Below are 13,426 nucleotides of genomic sequence, written 5' to 3' on the forward strand. Positions count from 1 at the left end.
GCGCCCGCACCCTCCCCCTTCCGGGAAGAGGGAGGGCCGGGCAGTCGGTTCGGCGTCAGGCCCGCTGCGGATCCAGCGTGACCTTGTGGAGTTCGTTGTCCGCGCGGTCCATCAACCGCACGGTCAGCTGCTCGCTGATGCCGTCGATGTCGACCAGGCCGAAGAACTGCAGGCCCATGGACGGTGGCAGGTTGGCGCCCTGCTCTGCGGTCGGCGCCTTCTGGTACTTCACTTCCGGCCCGAACGTCATGTCGAGGTCGTTGGGACCGAAGGTGCCGGCATGCAGCGGGCCGGAGACGAACTCCCAGAACGGGTCGAAGTCCTGAAACCGCGCGCGGTCCGGATGGTATTCGTGCGCCGCCGTGTAATGGACGTCGGCCGTCAGCCACACCGTATTGCGGATGCCGCCGGCCTTGATGAAGCGCAGCAGCTCCGCGATCTCCAGCTCCCGGCCCCTCGCGGCGCCGTTGTCGCCGTTGGCGACGGCCTCGACGCGCTTCTCGTCGCCGTGGCGGTCCCAGACCACCAGGCCGAGGGGCATGTCGGACGCGATCACCTTCCAGGTGGCCCGCGAATTCACCAGCTCCCGCTTCAGCCAGGCGAGCTGCGCCTCGCCCAGGATGCGGGCCTCGTCGGTCAGCGTCTTCTGCATGCCGGCGCTGTTCGGCCCGCGGTAGGAGCGCAGATCGATGAAGAAGACATCGAGCATCGGGCCGTAGGAGATCTTGCGGTATACCCGGCCCGGCTCCGCCGGGGTGTAGCGGATCGGCGTCATCTCGTGGAATGCGCGGCCGGCCCGTGCCGTCAGCAGCGCCACGTCCTTGACCGCGTAGCGGTCGTCGCCGGAAAGATCCTTGGCGGCCGACCAGTTGTTGACGACCTCATGGTCGTCCCACTGGAAGAAGGTCGGCACGTGCGCGTTCATGGCCCGGACGTGCTCGTCCAGCAGGTTGTACTTCCAGCGGCCGCGGAACTCGTCGAGGCTCTCGGCGACCTTTTCCACGCCCTCGGCGACCAGCGAATTCCAGGTGCCGCCGTCAGGCATCTTCTTCGCCGCCGCGATCGGGCCGTCGGCGTAGATGGTGTCGCCGGAATGGATGAAGAAATCCGGCTGGTGGCGGGCCATGGTGCTGTAGGTCGCCATGCCGCCGCGGCCGGTGTCGATGCCCCAACCCTGACCGGCGGTGTCCCCCGACCAGGCGAAACGGACATTGCGACGCGCCGCCGGGGCGGTGCGGAAATGGCCGACGACCGGCTCCGACCGCGCGCGGCCGCCGGTCAGGTCCTCGAAGGCGATGCGGTAGAAGATGTCCTGCCCGGCCGGCAGGCCGTTCAGCAGGCGCTTCATGGCGAAGTCGCCCTCGGCGAGGACGTCCAGCGGCGCCAGTCGGCGGGCGTTGGCGAAACTGTCGGTGGTCGCCACTTCCACATAGGCCCGGGCCGGCCGGTCGGCGCGCGCCCAGATGACGCCCGACGCGGCGTCGACATCACCTGACTGCACGCCGTGGGTGACCACGGGACGGGCGCTGGCGTAGCTGATCGCCGGTGCGGCGATGACGAGTCCCGCAGCGGCGGAGCCCTTGACGAAGGTGCGGCGGCTGATGGTCATTTTTGCAATCCCCCTGGATGACCGGTTCCGGGGGGAGACTACGGCCGGTCCGTGACCCGGCGATGAAGCACCGATGACCGAGCGGTGAAGGATCGGTGACGCGGCGGTGAAGGGGGACGGCGGCCTACCCGATGGCTTCCCGCTTCACCTTGATGCCGGCCTTCTCGCGGTCCCAGGTGTCGGGGGTGATGCCGTCCTCCTTCAGCTTCACCTTCTGCACCTTCTGGGTCGGCGTCTTGGGCAGGTCGTCGACGACGCGGATGAAGCGCGGCAGCATGAAGTGCGCCATGCGCGGCTCCAGGAAGCGGAACAGTTCCTCCGCGTCGATGGTCTGGCCCGGCGACGGCGCGACCACGACCATCACCTCGTCCTCGTTGAACTCGCTGGGCACGGGGATCGCCGCGGCCTCGCGCACGGCGGCGAACTGCGTCACCTCCGATTCCACCTCGAAGGACGAGATGTTCTCGCCGCGGCGGCGGATCGCGTCCTTGATGCGGTCGACGAAGAAGAAGTTGCCCTGCTCGTCGTAGCGGAACGCGTCGCCGGTGTGGAACCAGCCGTTCCGCCAGGCCTTCGCCGTCGCCTCCGGGTTCTTGTAGCAGCCCGCGTTCATCGCCCAGGGCCGGTCCGTGCGCACGATCAGCTCGCCGACGACGCCGGGCGGGACCTCGCAGTCATTGTCGTCGACCACGCGCACCTCGACGCCCTCGCGGGACTTGCCGCAGGTGCCGAGCGCCGGCGGATTGGCCTCGGAGACGATGGGGGACGAGATCTCGGTCATGTTGAAGCCGGTGTACATGTCGACCCCATAGCGCTTGCCCAGCGCCAGCGAGTCCTCGTTCCACGGGATCGTCACGATGGACCGCATCGGGTGATCGCGGTCGCGGTTCGATGGCGGCAGCTTGAGCAGGAATGGCGTCATGGCGCCCACCAGGCAGGTGGCTGTGACCTCGTGGCGGCGCACCGTCTCCCAGAAGCCGTCGGTGCGGAAACCTTCCTCGATCAGCACCGAGCCGCCGTGATGGAGCATGACGTAGACGAAGATGGTGCCGCCGACATGGAACAGCGGCAGGTTGACCAGCACCCGGTCCTCGGCGTTCAGGAAATGATAGCTCTCGCAGGACATGGCGTAGGCCTGCAGATAGGGCGAGAGCACGGCCTTGGACGGCCCCGTCGTGCCGGAGGTGAAGATGATGTACTGGCTCTCCCAGGGCGTCACCGGCTCCTCGGCCTCCGCCTCCTCCCCGGGCTGCAGGGCCTCGGCCGGATGCGCCGTCAGCCCCTCGATCGCCGCCGCTTCGCCGCCGACGACGATGGCGTCCGTGAGCCGCGCCCGGTCGATGTCGGCGAGCCGGCCCATGAGCTGGCTGTGGACGACGATCAGCCTGGCGTCGGAGAGCGCCACGACATGCTCCAGCAGGCCGCCGCGATAGCTGGTGTTCACCGGCACGTAGACCGCGCCCAGCATGTTGAGTCCGAACCAGGTGAGCAGCGCCTCCCGCCCGTTGGGCAGCCAGGAGAGCACATGATCGCCGCGTTCGACGCCCAGCGCCCGGAAGCCGGCGGCGGCGCGGCGCGCCCTGGACAGCATCTCGGCATAGGTCCACTCCTCGCCGTCCTCGAAGACCGCGTAGACCTTGCCGGGCTGGCGGGCCGCCTGCTTCTTCAGCATCTCCGGCACGACGCAGTCCTCGAAGGCCGGTATGCGTGGATCGTGCACCTGCATGGATCGTCCCTCCCCGGAGATCGTTGAAACCCGAGCGTTGCAGCTTTCGCCACGCTTGCCAATGGGGCGGCGATGACCGGCTGGCCCCGTCCGAATGACCGCTCTGTGATGTCCGCCACGTCCCATTGCTGTTGGCCTTCGTGGCCGCGTTGCGCTTCAATGCCGCCGGGGAAGGGTGATCCGCCACAGCCCGCGAGGGAGGACATCACGATGCGGCTTCTGACGATCTGCCTGCTGGCCGGGGCGCTTGCCGCGCCCGCCGCCATGGCGGCCGACTACGTGGCGACGGTGAAGACCGTCGAGGGCAAGGTCGAGGTGGAGCGCGGCGGCGACCGCCTGCCGGCGGCCCCCGGCTTCCGCATTGCCGAGAAGGACGTCGTCCATACCGGCCCGGAGGCCACGGCGGGTCTCACCTTCACCGACAATTCGCTGATCGCGCTGGGCCCGTCGAGCAGTTTCGCGGTCGCCGGCTACAGCTTCAACCCCACCACCAACGAAGGCGCGTTCCGCAGCCGGCTGGAGCGCGGGTCGCTCTCGGCGCGGTCGGGCCGGCTGGCCAAGCGCGGCCGCGACCAGATGCTGGTGGAGACGCCGCACACGGTGCTGGCGGTGCGCGGCACGCGCTTCCTGATGCGCGTTGCGGACTGAGGCGGCGGAAGACATGACCATGCACAGAACAGTCATCGCCTTGGCCGCGGCATTGCTGCTGGCCGCCTGCGCCACCGAGGACGAGATCGTCCTGCTGGCCGACGACGACGGCAGCGTCGGCCAGATCGCCGTCAATCCCGGCAGCGAGGAGGTCGTCATCGCCGACGCCTTCCAGCGCGCCCGCGTCGCCAAGAGCGGACAGGCGACAGTGGACCGGACCGACGCCGCCGCGGTCGAACGCGACTACGGGGCCGCCATCGGCGCCATGCCCCGGGCGCCGAAGCAGTTCACGCTGCGCTACGAGTTCGGCTCCGACGTGCTGGACGCGGATTCGCTGGCGCTGATCCCCCGGATCGCCGCGGCCATCGAGGAACACGCGCCGGCCGACGTGGTGATCGTCGGCCACACCGACACGGCGGGCGAGGACGGCTACAACGACGCGCTCTCGCTCCGCCGCGCCGAGGCGGTGCGCGAGCAGCTCGTCGCCGCCGGCCTGGAGGCCGGCCGCATCGAGATCTGGGGCCGCGGCGAGCGCGAGCCGCTGGAGCCGGGAGAGGACCGCCGCTCCGAACTCAACCGCCGCGCCGAGGTCATCGTCCGCTAGAACAATCCTCGGGGAAATTGAATCGCCAGTGGAGCTTCGGTGTCATGCCCGCCCCCGTGCGGGCATCCGGTCAGGACCGTCGACTTGCGGCGAAACCGCTCCGGACCCCCGCACAGCGGGGGGGGGTGACGCGCCGGGTGAGGGGCCGCTCGATCAAACAGCGGAACCACCCGGGAAACGAAATTGTCTTCACCGTTTCTTAGCGGGGCGCGGCCTATGGGATTCGACTCCTGGACCCCGAGGCCGGCGTGATCGAACTGGATATCGGCACAATTCAGGTCGTTGCCTTCGCGACCAATCTGGCGACGGCCTACTTCCTGTGGATGCAGCGGCGGCCGCCCGTGCGGTCGGCGGCCGTCGCCGCGCGCCTGTGGTCCCTGGGCTTCGCATCGGTGGCCCTGGGCTCCCTGCTGGTGGCGCTGCGCGAGGTCATTCCGGGCTTCATCTCGGTCGTCGTGAGCGACATGCTGATCGTGGGCGGTTTCGCCACCGCCATCCTCGGCACCCGCGCCTTCCTGTCGCGTCCGGTCACGATCCGGCCGCTGCTGGCGGTCGTCGCCGCGGTTGGTCTCGGCGCCGGGTGGTTCTATCTGGGCGATCCGGACGCCCGCATGCGCCTGGCGGTCACCATGTCCGCCGGCGCGGCCCTCTGCTTCTGGCTGGTCGTCTCGCTGCGGCCCTGGAAATCGCGGCGTCAGATCGGCAATGGCAGCCGCATTCCCGCCGCCGGCATCTCCGGGGTCTTCGGGATCGTGCTGGCGGTGGTGACGGTGGAGGTCGTCAGCGGCCACCAGTTCGACGAGATACTCAATCTCTCCGGCCCGGTGGCGACCACCGTCGCGGGTCTCGAAGTCGTCTCCCTGTTCTACGCCCTCTGGGCGCTGAGCCTGCTCACCGGGCGCATGTCGGTCACGCTCCGCGCCGAGGTGCGGCGCCGCGACCGCCTGATCTCGCTGCTGGCGCACGACCTGAAGACGCCCTTCAACAGCCTGGTCGGAGGCACCGAGGCGATGCGCCATCTGGCCCGCATGGGCCGGACCGAAAGCGCGCTCGAGATGGCCGACGACATCCACGTCGCCGCCCGCCAGGCCCATGACCTGGTCGACAGCCTGCTGGCCTGGACGCAGAGCCAGCCGCGCGACCTGGAGCGCGAGCCCGTCGACCTGAACGCCGCGGTCGCCGCCGGCCATGCGCCACTGGCCAGCGCCTTCGAGGCCAAGGGCGTGAACTTCGAGCCGCCCGGCGGCGGCGGCGACATCGTCGTGCTGGCCCATCCGCTGGGCGTCGAGACCATCGTCCGCAACCTGCTGGCCAATGCGCTGAAGTTCACCCGCCCCGGCGGCACGGTCGGCGTCGAGATCGGGCGCAGCGGCGGTCAGGCCCGGCTGGTGATCCGCGACGACGGCGTCGGCATGGCCGGGACCACGCTGGAGAAGGTCAACGCGCCGGAGATCCGCTATTCCAGCTCCGGCACCTCCGGCGAGAAGGGCACGGGACTCGGCCTCACCTTCTGCCGCGACCTGATCGCCTCCTACCGGGGGACCATGACCATCGAGAGCGCGCCCGGCGCGGGCACGTCGGTGACCGTCACCCTGCCGCTGGCCGATCAGCCGGCGCCGGCCGGGCAGAAGCCGGCGTCCGCCGGCGGCGTCGCGGCCGGGGCCGGCGGTCAGTCGCGCCGGTTCTGACGGTTCTCGATCAGGTCGTCGACCACCGCCGGATCGGCCAGCGTCGAGGTGTCCCCCAGGCTGCCGTAATCGTCCTCGGCGATCTTGCGCAGGATGCGACGCATGATCTTGCCCGAGCGCGTCTTGGGCAGGCCCGGCGCCCACTGGATCAGGTCCGGCGAGGCGATCGGGCCGATCTCCTTGCGCACCCACTGCACCAGTTCCTTGCGCAGATCGTCGTTGGGCGATTCACCGGCCATCAGCGTGACATAGGCGTAGATGCCCTGGCCCTTGAGGTCGTGGGGATAGCCCACCACCGCGGCTTCCGAGACCTTGTCGTGGGCGACCAGGGCGCTCTCCACCTCGGCGGTGCCCATGCGGTGGCCGGAGACGTTGATCACATCGTCGACGCGGCCGGTGATCCAGAAATAGCCGTCCTCGTCGCGCCGCGCCCCGTCGCCGGTGAAATAGCGGCCCGGATAGGTCGAGAAATAGGTCTGCACGAAGCGCTCGTGGTCGCCGTAGACCGTCCGCATCTGGCCGGGCCAGCTCTCGGTAATGCACAGATTGCCGCTGACCGCGCCTTCGAGCTCCTTGCCGAACTCGTCGACCAGGATCGGCCTGATGCCGAAGAAGGGCCGCGTCGCCGATCCGGGCTTGAGATCGGTGGCGCCCGGCAGCGGGCTGATCAGGATGCCGCCGGTCTCGGTCTGCCACCAGGTGTCGACGATCGGGCAGCGGCCCTCGCCGACCACGTCATAGTACCAGTTCCAGGCCTCCGGATTGATCGGCTCGCCGACCGTGCCGAGCAGCCTGAGCGACTTGCGCGAGGTCTTCTTCACCGGGTCGGGCCCGGCGCCCATCAGGGCGCGGATCGCCGTCGGCGCGGTGTAGAAGATCTGCACGTTGTGCTTGTCGCAGACCTGCCAGAAGCGGGAGACATCCGGGTAGTTCGGCACGCCCTCGAACATCAGCGTGGTCGCCCCGTTGGCCAGCGGGCCGTAGAGGATGTAGCTGTGGCCCGTCACCCAGCCGACATCCGCGGTGCACCAGTAGATGTCGCCCGGGCGGTAGTCGAAGACGTATTCGTGCGTCATCGAGGTGTAGACCATGTAGCCGCCGGTGGTGTGCATGACGCCCTTCGGCTTGCCCGTCGAGCCGGAGGTATAGAGGATGAACAGCGGATCCTCGGCGTTCATCTCCTCGGCCGGGCAGTCATCCGACTGGCCCTCGACCAGTTCGTGGTACCAGACGTCGCGGCCATCCTTCCAGGCGACATCGCCGCCGGTATGGCGCACGACGACGACATGCTCGACGCCGGGACACTCCGCCAGCGCGGCGTCGGTGTTGGCCTTCAGCGGAATCCGGCGGCCGCCGCGCACGCCCTCGTCGGCGGTGATCACGCAGTTGCTCTCGCAGTCCTGGATGCGCCCGGCCAGCGAATCCGGCGAGAAGCCGCCGAACACCACCGAATGGATCGCGCCGATGCGGGCGCAGGCCAGCATGGCCACCGCCGCCTCGATGATCATCGGCATGTAGATCGTCACCCGGTCGCCCTTGCTGACGCCCAGCGCCTTCAGCCCGTTGGCCAGGCGGCCGACGCGCGCGTGCAGGTCGCGGTAGGTGACGGTCTCGTCGGTGTCGGGCTCGTCGCCCTCCCAGATGATCGCCGGCTGGTCGCCCTTGTCGGCCAGGTGCCGGTCGAGGCAGTTGTAGGCGGCGTTCAGCGTGCCGTCCTCGTACCAGCGGATGTGCAGATCGTCGGCGTCGTAGGAGACGTCGCGGATCTTCGTGTAGTCGCGGAACCAGGTGATGCGGCGTCCCTGTTCGCCCCAGAAGGTTTCCGGATCCTCGATCGAGGCGCGGTACATCTCCTGATACTTGTCGTTGTCGATCTTGGCCGTCCTGGCCCACTCGTCGGGGACGGGGTGCAGGTCTGCGCTCATGGATCGGGCCTCCCTCGGACTGTCTTGTCTGCTTGCGCCGGTTTTCCCGCCGCGCCTGCCACAATGTAAGGCGGCAAGGCGCCGCAAGGTCAATGCTCAGGTCCGCCAGAACCGCCGGGTGAACAGCACCAGCACCGTGAACAACTCCAGCCGGCCGAGCAGCATGCCCGCCGCCAGCATCCACTTCGCCGAATCGGGCAGCGGCTTGAACGTGCCCGCCGGGCCGATGATGTCGCCCAGACCGGGACCGACATTGGCGACCGCCGTCGCCGCGCCCGACAGCGCCGTGGTCATGTCCAGGCCGGTCAGGGTCAGCAGGAAGGCGAGCACGCCGAAGACCATGGCGAACAGGAAGAAGAAGCTCATCACCGCGTCGATGACGTGGGTCTCCAGGGCCCGGCCGTTGAAGCGCGGCACCATCACCGCATTGGGCTGGACAAGCTGATGGATCTGCACCCGGGCGCTTTCGAACATCACCCGGAAACGGAAGATCTTGATGCCGCAGGAGGTCGAGCCGGCGCAGCCGCCGATGAAGGTGTAGAAGAAGAACAGCACGATCACCGCCCGGCCCCAGCCGCCATAGTCGCCGCTGGCATAGCCCGTGCCGGTAATGACGGAGATGGTGTTGAAGGCGCTCAGCCGAACCGCCTCGAGTTCCGTCCCGGCGAGGCCGCGGACGCCGGAGAGCAGCAGCACCAGCGCCGTCGCCCCGGCGATGGTGGCCAGGAACCAGCGCACCTGGGTGTCGCGCCAGAACGCGGCCGGCCGGCCGCGGACGACCTGCAGATAGAGGATGAACGGCATCGCGCTGAGCGTCATGAAGACGATTATGATCCATTCGGCGGCGGCGTTGGCGAGCCCGCCGACCGAGCTGTCGGAGGTCGAGAAACCGCCCGTGGCGACCGTCGTCATGGCATGGGCGATGGCGTCGAAAGCGCTCAGCCCGGCGAACCACAACGCCGCGGTGCAGGCGATGCTCAGGATCACGTAGACGATAACCGTCGCGGCCGCGATCTGCGCCGCCCGCGGCAGATCCTTCTCGTGCTTCTCCGAGCTTTCGGTGCGGAAGAGCTGCATGCCGCCGACCCTGAGCACCGGCAGCACGGCGATGGCCGTGACGATGATGCCGACGCCGCCCAGCCATTGCAGGATGGCGCGCCAGATCAGGATGCCCGGCGGCGCGCCGTCCAGGCCGACGATCACCGTCGAACCGGTGGTCGTCAGGCCCGACATCGCCTCGAAATAGGAGTCGGTGTAGGACATGCGGAGTTCGCAGAACAGGAAGGGCAGCGCCGCAAAGGCCGGCAGCACCACCCAGACGCTGGTGGTCAGGATGAACGCCTGGCGCACGTTGAGCTGCAGGCCCCGGCTGAAGGTCGACGTCACCACCGCGCCGCCGGCGAAGACGGTCACCGCGGCCGAGGACAGGAACACCAGATAGTCCCTGTGACCGTAGGCGAGGTCCACCAGCATGGGCGCCAGCATGGCGAGGCCCAGCAGGACGACCAGCACGCCGTTGATCAGCAGGACCCCCCGCGCGCCCTCCATGATCGGCCCTAGTTCACGGCCCGGTCGCCGCCCGGCAGATCCAGGGAGAAGGCCGGTATCTCGACCAGGAAGCGTTCGCCCTTCTCGTTCACCATCTCGTAGTGGCCGACCATGATTCCGCTCGGCGTCGGCAGGGGACAGCCGCTGGCATAGGTGTGGCGCTGACCGGGCTGCAGGACCGGCTGCTCGCCCACGACGCCGGGGCCGTCCACGATCTCGACGCGGCCGTGTCCGTCGGTGATGCGCCAGTGGCGGTTGAGAAGCTGCACGGTCTCGCTGCCGCCGTTCTCGATCGTGACCTCGTAGGCCCAGACGTGCCGGCCGCTCTCGGGGTCGGACTGGCGCGGCAGATAGGCCGGCTTGACGCGCACGGTCACGCCGCGGGTCACGGCGACGTAGCGCCCCTGGCTGTCGAATGTCGGGTCACTGGCCATGTCCGCTATTGAGCATGATTCCGGGGGAACTTGCCAGCCCGTGACCGCCCCGCCGTTTTCCGCTCAGGCCCGGGAGCAGGAACCGCCGCCCAGCACGCAGAACCTGGCGCAGTGCGGGTGGTTCAGCTTCACTTCGGCGCGGGCCTCGGCCAGGGTCCGGCCCATCTCCAGGCCGGTCTCGTAGGGCAGCAGGGTGCAAGGCGCCACGGTCGCCGAGGGCGCGCCCTTGCGGTGGATCACCATGCGCGAGCTGGCGCACATCATGGACGAGGGCTCAACGTCCAGGATGCCCCAGCAGGCGGTGGTGATCTCCGGCACGTCGGCGGCGGCGTCCATTTCCGGGAACAGCACCAGCCGTTCCGGGTCTGCCGCGTCGAGGCCGATGCCGCGGGCCGCCAGGAAGCGTCCGAAACCTTCGCGCAGGCTGTCTTCGGACTCCTTCCAGAAGGTCCGGCCGGCGACCGAGAGGCGGAAGCCGTTCGCCGCCAGCCAGTCGAGGCCCGGCAGCATCCGGTCCCATGCGCCGGCGCCGCGCTCCAGATCGTGCAGTTCCCGCGAATAGTGGTCAATCGAGACCCGGACATGCAGCCGCTCGCCGAAGCGCTCGCGCAGCGCCAGCAGTTCCCCGGCGCGCTTCATCATCGGCCGCATGGCGTTGGTCAGCACCAGCGCCCGGTAGCCGCGCACCAGCGCCGATTCCAGCATCGCCATGAAATCCGGATTCATGAACGGCTCGCCGCCGGTGAAGCCGATCTCGACGGCGCGGAAGTCGCGGTCCAGCTCGTCCATGAACCGCTCCGCCTCGGCCAGAGGCAGATATTGCAGCCGGTCGTTGGTGGGGCTGGATTCGATGTAGCAATTGACGCATTCGAGATTGCAGAGCGTGCCGGTGTTGAACCAGAGCGTCTGCAGGCGGTCCAGCGCCACCGAGGCGCGGGCCGAGCCGTCGGCGGTGATTTCGGGATCGCGGAACTTGGCGGGGTCCAGCCCGGGCGCCCTCTGCTGGGCGGCGGCGTCGGTCATGTTGTCTCCCGTTCGGCGGCGTTTTCCTTTGAAGTCCGGAAGCTTGGCTGCGCCGGCCCCGGTGTCAACTTGCAGCACCGCCGATTCACGCAGCGGTGAAGCGGCGTTATGAGGGCGCCGGCGCCGCCCGACCCCCCTCCCGGCGCGTGCCGCGCCGACCGCCCCCTGATCCCAGGGGGAGGAATGGTTTCGCCGAGCCTACTCCCTCCCCCTCGCGAGGGGGAAGGCCGGGGAGGGGGCGAAAGACGAGGGCCGCGGAATCGGCGCTTGCCGGACCGGCGGGGCGGTGGCAAAGGCGGCGCATGACAGTCACCCCCGCCTTTACCGCCGAGGACGCCCGCCGCCGGCGTCTCGCCATCCTGGCCATGGTCGGCGCCAGCGCGCTGATCGCGGTGACCTCCCTGATCGCCAAGGCGCTGGGCCTGGGCGGAGAGGGAAGCGGACTGCACCCCTTTCAGGTCAGCGCCGCGCGCTTCGTCTTCGGCTTCATGACGGTCGCCGCCTTCGCGCTCTGGCTCAGGCCGGACTTCCGCGGCGCGGCCTGGCCGGTCCATGCCGGACGGACGGCGGCCGGCTGGCTGGGCGCGACCTGCCTGTTCGCGGCCGCCGCGCGCATGCCGCTGGCCGACGCCACGGCGATCAGCTTTCTCAGCCCCGTGGTCACCATGGGGCTGGCGATCCTGTTCCTGGGGGAACGCGTCGGACCCTGGCGCTGGCTGGCGGTGGCCGTGGCGCTGACCGGCGCGCTGGTGCTGATCCGCCCCGGAACCGCGGCCTACCAGCCGGCGGCTGCGATCGCCCTGGGCGCCGCGGCCTTCATGGGTCTCGAGGCGATCATGATCAAGCGCCTCTCGGACCGGGAGCCGCCGATCCGCATCCTGCTGATCAACAACTGCCTCGGCGCCTGCATCGCCGGCACGGCGGCGGCCTTCGTCTGGCGCGCGCCGACGCCGGAACAATGGCCGCTGCTGGTGCTGATCGGTGTCGCCATGGTGGGCGCGCAGAGCCTGTTCATCCAGGCCATGAAACGCGGCGCGGCGAGCCACGTCATTCCGGCTTTCTACTCGACGCTGGTCTTCGCCAGCCTCTACGACTTCGCCGTCTTCGGCGACGTCCCCGATGCGCTGGCCGTCGCCGGCGCGGCCCTCATCGTCGCCGGCGTGGTGCTGTTGCTGTTGCGGCAGCAAGCCAGGAAGTGAATGAGGGCGCGCGGGGGATGGCGGGGCCGGCCCGCGCGCCTTCTGAACCGACCGGCTGACGCCGCGAAGCCGCATATGCTCAGGCATGGGTTCCGGGCTCCGGCCTGCGCCGCCCCCTGATTCCAGGGGGAGGGTCGGGGAGGGGGTCGGCGGCATCAACCAACCGCTTGCCAGCCGGGCCGGGCGGGTCTAGGAATCGGGACCATGCGGGTGTAGCTCAGTGGTAGAGCTTCAGCTTCCCAAGCTGAGAGTCGTGGGTTCGATTCCCATCACCCGCTCCAGATTTCCGCGAGGCGCGCCATGACCGATCCCGGCACGGCGGAAGCCGTAACCATCCGCCTGCAATCGACCATCACCTGCCCGGCCTGCGGCGCGCGGGCGGTCGAGACGATGCCCGAGGACGCCTGCATCTGGTTCCGGGAATGCCCGGCCTGCGGCGATCTTCACCGCCCCGCGCCGGGGGACTGCTGCGTCTATTGCAGCCATGGCGACACACCCTGCCCGCCGGTTCAGCGGGGGAACGGCTGCTGCGCGTCCAGCACGCGCTCATAGACCGCCGCCGCCGGTCCGTCGAAGCAGCAGAAGATGACGTGCGCCGGCCGTTCCCGCGCCGTCAGCACGACCTCCACGGCGATCTCCGTCGCCTGTTCCAGCGGATAGCCGTAGACGCCGGTCGAGATGGCGGGGAAGGCGATGGAGGCCAGGCCGTGCTCCGTGGCGAGCGCCAGGCTGTTGCGGTAGCAGGCGGCGAGCAGCTCCGGCTCGCCGGCCGCGCCGCCCTGCCAGACGGGCCCCACGGTGTGGATGACATGCCGCGCGGGCAGCCGGTAGCCCTGCGTGATCCGCGCCTGTCCGGTGGGACAGCCGCCCAAGGCGCGGCATTCGGCCAGCAGCTCCGGCCCCGCGGCGCGGTGGATCGCGCCGTCGACCCCGCCGCCGCCCAGCAGGCTCTCGTTGGCGGCGTTGACGATGGCGTCGACCGACAGCGCCGTGATGTCGCCGGTGACGACTTCGGTCTGCAT

12 protein-coding genes and 1 tRNA gene are annotated in these 13,426 nt (G+C 69.4%); 6 read left to right on the forward strand and 7 right to left on the reverse strand.

Annotated elements, in window-relative coordinates; translation table 11 throughout:
* Positions 1 to 55: 55 nt before the first annotated feature.
* A complete protein-coding gene (locus CWC60_RS00330) occupies positions 56 to 1,609 on the reverse strand; it encodes an alkaline phosphatase D family protein (protein WP_109792071.1) in 1,554 nt (517 codons plus the stop codon).
* Between the two features lie 124 nt (positions 1,610 to 1,733).
* Positions 1,734 to 3,335 (reverse strand): AMP-binding protein, encoded by a 1,602-nt coding sequence (locus CWC60_RS00335; protein ID WP_109792072.1) that lies wholly within the window; start codon positions 3,333 to 3,335, stop codon positions 1,734 to 1,736.
* Between the two features lie 210 nt (positions 3,336 to 3,545).
* On the opposite strand from CWC60_RS00335, the gene CWC60_RS00340 reads away from it, so the two are divergent.
* From CWC60_RS00340 to CWC60_RS00350, 3 genes are all read left to right on the forward strand, one after another.
* Positions 3,546 to 3,983 carry a FecR family protein gene (locus CWC60_RS00340; protein ID WP_164516286.1) on the forward strand — a complete coding sequence of 146 codons (438 nt, stop codon included), beginning with the start codon at positions 3,546 to 3,548 and terminating at the stop codon, positions 3,981 to 3,983.
* 19 nt (positions 3,984 to 4,002) lie between these two features.
* On the forward strand, positions 4,003 to 4,587 hold the full coding sequence (locus CWC60_RS00345) for an OmpA family protein (protein ID WP_164516287.1): 585 nt from the start codon (positions 4,003 to 4,005) through the stop codon (positions 4,585 to 4,587).
* 248 nt (positions 4,588 to 4,835) lie between these two features.
* Positions 4,836 to 6,275 carry a sensor histidine kinase gene (locus CWC60_RS00350; RefSeq protein WP_109792075.1) on the forward strand — a complete coding sequence of 480 codons (1,440 nt, stop codon included), beginning with the start codon at positions 4,836 to 4,838 and terminating at the stop codon, positions 6,273 to 6,275.
* On the opposite strand, the gene acs is transcribed toward CWC60_RS00350, so the two are convergent.
* The 4 genes from acs to CWC60_RS00370 all read right to left on the reverse strand — a co-directional run bounded on the left by acs (position 6,257) and on the right by CWC60_RS00370 (position 11,205).
* The gene (acs, locus tag CWC60_RS00355) at positions 6,257 to 8,200 is read right to left on the reverse strand and encodes an acetate--CoA ligase (RefSeq protein ID WP_109792076.1); all 1,944 of its coding nucleotides are present in this window, start codon (positions 8,198 to 8,200) and stop codon (positions 6,257 to 6,259) included. The genes CWC60_RS00350 and acs overlap by 19 nt on opposite strands.
* A 96-nt stretch (positions 8,201 to 8,296) precedes the next feature.
* Positions 8,297 to 9,748 carry a TrkH family potassium uptake protein gene (locus CWC60_RS00360; RefSeq protein ID WP_109792077.1) on the reverse strand — a complete coding sequence of 484 codons (1,452 nt, stop codon included), beginning with the start codon at positions 9,746 to 9,748 and terminating at the stop codon, positions 8,297 to 8,299.
* Positions 9,749 to 9,756: 8 nt separating this feature from the next.
* Complete coding sequence (apaG, locus tag CWC60_RS00365; RefSeq protein WP_109792078.1) at positions 9,757 to 10,182, reverse strand: Co2+/Mg2+ efflux protein ApaG; 426 nt, start codon at positions 10,180 to 10,182, stop codon at positions 9,757 to 9,759.
* 63 nt (positions 10,183 to 10,245) lie between these two features.
* The gene (locus CWC60_RS00370; protein WP_109792079.1) at positions 10,246 to 11,205 is read right to left on the reverse strand and encodes a radical SAM protein; all 960 of its coding nucleotides are present in this window, start codon (positions 11,203 to 11,205) and stop codon (positions 10,246 to 10,248) included.
* A 302-nt stretch (positions 11,206 to 11,507) separates the two neighbouring features.
* Between CWC60_RS00370 and CWC60_RS00375 the strand changes: the two genes are divergently transcribed.
* From CWC60_RS00375 to CWC60_RS23170, 3 genes are all read left to right on the forward strand, one after another.
* Complete coding sequence (locus tag CWC60_RS00375; RefSeq protein ID WP_109792080.1) at positions 11,508 to 12,404, forward strand: DMT family transporter; 897 nt, start codon at positions 11,508 to 11,510, stop codon at positions 12,402 to 12,404.
* Between the two features lie 206 nt (positions 12,405 to 12,610).
* Positions 12,611 to 12,685: transfer RNA gene (locus CWC60_RS00380), tRNA-Gly, on the forward strand.
* A gap of 19 nt (positions 12,686 to 12,704) precedes the next feature.
* Complete coding sequence (locus CWC60_RS23170; protein WP_125182695.1) at positions 12,705 to 12,956, forward strand: GDCCVxC domain-containing (seleno)protein; 252 nt, start codon at positions 12,705 to 12,707, stop codon at positions 12,954 to 12,956.
* Here the strand turns inward: CWC60_RS23170 and CWC60_RS00385 are convergent.
* A complete protein-coding gene (locus CWC60_RS00385; protein ID WP_109792081.1) occupies positions 12,914 to 13,426 on the reverse strand; it encodes an O-acetyl-ADP-ribose deacetylase in 513 nt (170 codons plus the stop codon). The two genes, CWC60_RS23170 and CWC60_RS00385, sit on opposite strands and share 43 nt — an antisense overlap.

It is taken from the genome of Minwuia thermotolerans, assembly GCF_002924445.1.
Classification (GTDB): domain Bacteria; phylum Pseudomonadota; class Alphaproteobacteria; order Minwuiales; family Minwuiaceae; genus Minwuia; species Minwuia thermotolerans.

Bases quoted from the DNA above. Each gene is read 5' to 3' on its own strand.
- CWC60_RS00330 (WP_109792071.1), bottom strand. From the start codon at position 1,609: ATGACCATCAGCCGCCGCACCTTCGTCAAGGGCTCCGCCGCTGCGGGA.
- CWC60_RS00335 (WP_109792072.1), bottom strand. From the start codon at position 3,335: ATGCAGGTGCACGATCCACGCATACCGGCCTTCGAGGACTGCGTCGTG.
- CWC60_RS00340 (WP_164516286.1), top strand. From the start codon at position 3,546: ATGCGGCTTCTGACGATCTGCCTGCTGGCCGGGGCGCTTGCCGCGCCC.
- CWC60_RS00345 (WP_164516287.1), top strand. From the start codon at position 4,003: ATGCACAGAACAGTCATCGCCTTGGCCGCGGCATTGCTGCTGGCCGCC.
- acs (WP_109792076.1), bottom strand. From the start codon at position 8,200: ATGAGCGCAGACCTGCACCCCGTCCCCGACGAGTGGGCCAGGACGGCC.
- CWC60_RS00360 (WP_109792077.1), bottom strand. From the start codon at position 9,748: ATGGAGGGCGCGCGGGGGGTCCTGCTGATCAACGGCGTGCTGGTCGTC.
- apaG (WP_109792078.1), bottom strand. From the start codon at position 10,182: ATGGCCAGTGACCCGACATTCGACAGCCAGGGGCGCTACGTCGCCGTG.
- CWC60_RS00370 (WP_109792079.1), bottom strand. From the start codon at position 11,205: ATGACCGACGCCGCCGCCCAGCAGAGGGCGCCCGGGCTGGACCCCGCC.
- CWC60_RS00375 (WP_109792080.1), top strand. From the start codon at position 11,508: ATGACAGTCACCCCCGCCTTTACCGCCGAGGACGCCCGCCGCCGGCGT.
- CWC60_RS23170 (WP_125182695.1), top strand. From the start codon at position 12,705: ATGACCGATCCCGGCACGGCGGAAGCCGTAACCATCCGCCTGCAATCG.
- CWC60_RS00385 (WP_109792081.1), bottom strand. From the start codon at position 13,426: ATGCAGACCGAAGTCGTCACCGGCGACATCACGGCGCTGTCGGTCGAC.